The sequence below is a fragment of the Polaribacter sp. genome, assembly GCF_965656025.1.
Classification (GTDB): domain Bacteria; phylum Bacteroidota; class Bacteroidia; order Flavobacteriales; family Flavobacteriaceae; genus Polaribacter.
Window position 1 is genome coordinate 35,059 of record NZ_CBFHJT010000024.1, and the last position, 3,285, is coordinate 38,343.

The 3,285-nt window shown below is 31.0% G+C and carries 3 protein-coding genes; all 3 read right to left on the reverse strand.

All coding sequences use genetic code 11. The features are described from left to right. The coding region (locus ACTG3S_RS06490; RefSeq protein ID WP_439128551.1) for a chloride channel protein at positions 1–1,445 on the reverse strand (1,445 nt) is incomplete at its 3' end. Between the two features lie 198 nt (positions 1,446–1,643). After that, complete coding sequence (locus tag ACTG3S_RS06495) at positions 1,644–2,351, reverse strand: DUF6503 family protein (protein WP_439128552.1); 708 nt, start codon at positions 2,349–2,351, stop codon at positions 1,644–1,646. A 110-nt stretch (positions 2,352–2,461) separates the two neighbouring features. Continuing rightward, on the reverse strand, positions 2,462–3,285 hold an 824-nt coding region (locus tag ACTG3S_RS06500; RefSeq protein ID WP_439128553.1), incomplete at its 5' end, for an amino acid--tRNA ligase-related protein.

The window sequence follows — 3,285 nt, forward strand, 5'->3', positions numbered from 1 at the left end:
AAAAACATTTCTGGTTGTACTGGTTTAAAATTGGTTTCTATCAACGTATCTATTTGCATCATCATCATTACATTTTTATCTTTATTATGGGTAATGAGTTCTCCTCTTTGTGCCAGTTTATAAGTGTAAATGGAGTTAGAAATAAAGTATTTTGTAATAGAAAATGAAATAGCAGCCACCAGCATTAAGGGTACAAACAAATCATAACCACCTGTAATTTCTGCAATTAAAAAAATGGCTGTTAGTGGTGCATGTAAAACACCTGCCATTAAACCTGTCATACCTATAAGTGTAAAATTGGCCTCAGAAACTTGAAAACCAAGTCCTAAATTATTAATGATTTTTGCAAAAGCATTTCCTAAGGCGCTGCCCATTACCAAAGTGGGAATAAAAATTCCCCCAACCCCACCAGCCGCAAAAGTGGTACTCATAGCAATGGCTTTAAAAATGGTAATCAACAATAAAAAGAAAATAACTAACCAAATATTATCATGATTAAATGAAAAAGGTGTATTACCAATGGCTGCAATATGATTTCCTTTTAAAAGATTATTTATCAAACCATAACCCTCACCATATAAAGAAGGCATCAAATATAAAATGAAACCAATTACTACACTTCCAAGAATTAACCTTGTAAATCTTTTTTTGAAACGATGAAAAAATTTACGAATTGCAAAATATACTACAGAAAAATAGACAGAAGTAATACCCGTTACAATTCCGAAAATAGCATAGAATCCAATTTCATTAATTTCAAATTTATCATTCAGTTCAAAACCCAATAAAACATCTGAACCTAAAAACAAATATGAGGTAACAATAGCAGCCACAGAAGCTAATAACAAGGGTACTAAAGACACAAAAGCAATATCTAAACTAAACACTTCTAACGCAAAAACAATACCTGCAATAGGCGCCTTAAACATAGATGACATAGCACCTGCTGTTGCACAACCAATTAATAACATTCTGGTTTTTGTGTTCATGTGAAACAACTTAGACGTATAAGAAGCCAAAGCTGTACCTGCACTAACTGCAGGCCCTTGCAAACCTACAGAACCTCCAAAACCAACCGTAAGTGGTGCAGTAATTAAAGAAGCATACATATTATACCTGGGGATGATTCCCTTACGTTTAGAAATGGCATATAAAGTGGTAGAAATACCATGACCAATGTGTTTTTTTAGCCAATTTTTTTTGATGATAGCCACTAATATCAAACCGATAATAGGAAACACAAAGTACATGGAGTTTTGGTACTTTTTTACAAAATCGATACTTAACAAAAGCTGAATATAATGTGTTAAGTTTTTTAAAATTACAGTACCAAAACCTGCTAAAAAACCAACCAAAACACTTAAAACGTATACAAATTGTCTTTCAGAGATATTTTTATATCTCCAAACTAGTATTTTTTTAAATATTTTTTTTGATGATGGCATTTGTATTTTGTTGTGTCATTTCGACTTTATGGAGAAATCTCTCTTAATTATGTTGAGATTTCTCAGTTTCGTTTCACTTCACTCGAAATGACATTTAAATATTAATTATTTTAATGAAACTTGAGAAGTAAATCTATCTCTAAATTTTCAGAATAACTTAAAATTGTTAAACTGAGCTTGTCCAAGTTTTTTTTATTATTATTTATTTTTCGATAAAATATCAGTACCTAAATACACATTATCTTTGTTATAATACCAAGCTCTATTTTTTGGCATTTTAATTTCGTTAATCATTTCTAAGCCTGATAATACAATATATTCTCCACTATCTTTTGTTTCTTTAAAAAACTGATAGACTTCCATAGCATAGTTTTTTGGGTTGAAATAAAAGTACCAAGTATCTTTACCAACATCTTTTGTATAAGTAACTTTTAAAACCAAATATTCTTTACCTTTAAATAGTTTCTTTTCTACATTTTGGTGAATGATGGTTCCTTCGTCTTTTAACTTCATAGGTAAACCATACAAATACGTATAATAGTTTTTATATAATTTTGCACGCTCACAACTTAAACCAAATTTCTTTTTTAGTTCTTCTGAAGGATTTGTATTACCATTAATAGCCATACTACAATCCCCTTTATGAATTGCATATTCAGTTACAACAGTATCTTTTATAGCTTTTACTAAAAAGTATTGTTCTGGTAAATTTATACGAACTCTACTTTTTCTTGGACTACTTTTAGGTGTTTCCATAGTTACAAACAACTCCCCTTTAAAAGTATTCCAATTGTTATTTGGGTCGTGAAATTGTATGGCTTTTTCTAATAATTCATTCCCTGTAAGTTCTTGGGAAAAAGAGATAACAGAAGTGAAAAGAAGTAAAAAAGCAAGTAAGTTTTTCATACTTTAAATGTACTAAATTTATCAATAAAAAAGACCTCACAGGTTTTTAAAATCTGTGAGGTCTACTAAATATATTAAAAAAAAAGTTGAAATAAATTCAACTTAAAAATTTATTCTTGAATATCTAATTTTAAACTCAATTCTTTTAATTGCTCATCATCTATAAATGCTGGTGCATCTATCATAACATCTCTACCAGAATTATTTTTTGGGAATGCAATAAAATCTCTAATGGTTTCTTGACCTCCTAAAATAGCCACCAATCTATCCAATCCAAAAGCCAAACCTCCATGAGGTGGTGCACCATATTCAAAAGCATCCATTAAGAATCCAAATTGTGCTTTTGCATCTTCTTCAGAAAAACCTAAATGACGTAACATGGTTGCTTGCATTTGTTTATCATGAATACGAATAGAACCTCCTCCAATTTCGTTACCATTCAACACCAAATCATACGCATTTGCTTTTACAGCTCCTGGATCTGTGTCTAACAATTCTAATTGCCCTGGTTTTGGCGAAGTAAATGGATGGTGCATTGCGTGGTAATGACCCGTTTCTTCGTCTAATTCTAATAATGGAAAATCAATTACCCACAGTGGTGCAAACTCATTAGATTTACGTAAACCTAATTCTTCTGCCAAATGCATTCTTAAAGCAGACAATTGTGTTCTTACTTTATTGGTTTCACCAGATAAGATACATAATAAATCACCTGGTTTTGCATTTGTAACTTCTGCCCATTTTGCCAAATCTTCTTGATTGTAAAATTTATCTACTGATGATTTAAAAGATCCATCTTCGTTTACACGACAATAAACCATACCCAAAGCACCCACTTGTGGACGTTTTACCCATTTAATCAAATTGTCAATCTGTTTTCTGGTGTAAGTATTTCCACCAGGAACTGCAATACCAACTACCAATTCTGAGTTAT

Bases quoted from the DNA above. Each gene is read 5' to 3' on its own strand.
- ACTG3S_RS06495 (WP_439128552.1), bottom strand. From the start codon at position 2,351: ATGAAAAACTTACTTGCTTTTTTACTTCTTTTCACTTCTGTTATCTCT.